At 70.6% G+C, this 408-nt stretch carries 1 protein-coding gene; it reads left to right on the top strand.

Annotation, left to right across the window (positions count from 1 at the left end):
- Positions 1-15: 15 nt before the first annotated feature.
- Positions 16-408: hypothetical protein (locus DY467_RS25830; protein WP_164639890.1), on the top strand; the 393-nt coding region annotated here is incomplete at its 3' end.

Below are 408 nucleotides of genomic sequence, written 5' to 3' on the forward strand. Positions count from 1 at the left end.
CGGGGGGACCGCCGCATGAACGACAGCGCGCCGAGCGAGAAGCCGGACCGGCCTCCCCTGCCCCGCGACGCGTTTCGTGCGCAGGGCGTCGGCGCGGCACCCCCGCAGAAACCCCTGCTCCAGCCGGTGGTCGTGACGCCGTCCTACGACGACCCAGTCACGCCTTCCTCGCCAACACAATGGAAGTCGGCTTCGGAGCCGTCGGAGTCCGTCCCGTTAAAGAAAGCGGCTCGCCCGCAGCGCGATCGCAGTCGCAACCCGTTCGAGGCCTATGGCGAGCGCGCCTCGTCTCGGCCCTACGCGCTACGCCTGCCCGAAGCGGTCGACCTTGCGCTTCGCCAGGTCGCCGCCGAGGAGCGCACGCAGCCGCTGCGCATCGTCGACCGGGCCATCCACGATCTCCTCAAA

This window comes from Rhodopseudomonas sp. BR0G17, assembly GCF_010907025.1.
GTDB classification, from domain to species: Bacteria; Pseudomonadota; Alphaproteobacteria; order Rhizobiales; family Xanthobacteraceae; genus Rhodopseudomonas; species Rhodopseudomonas palustris_H.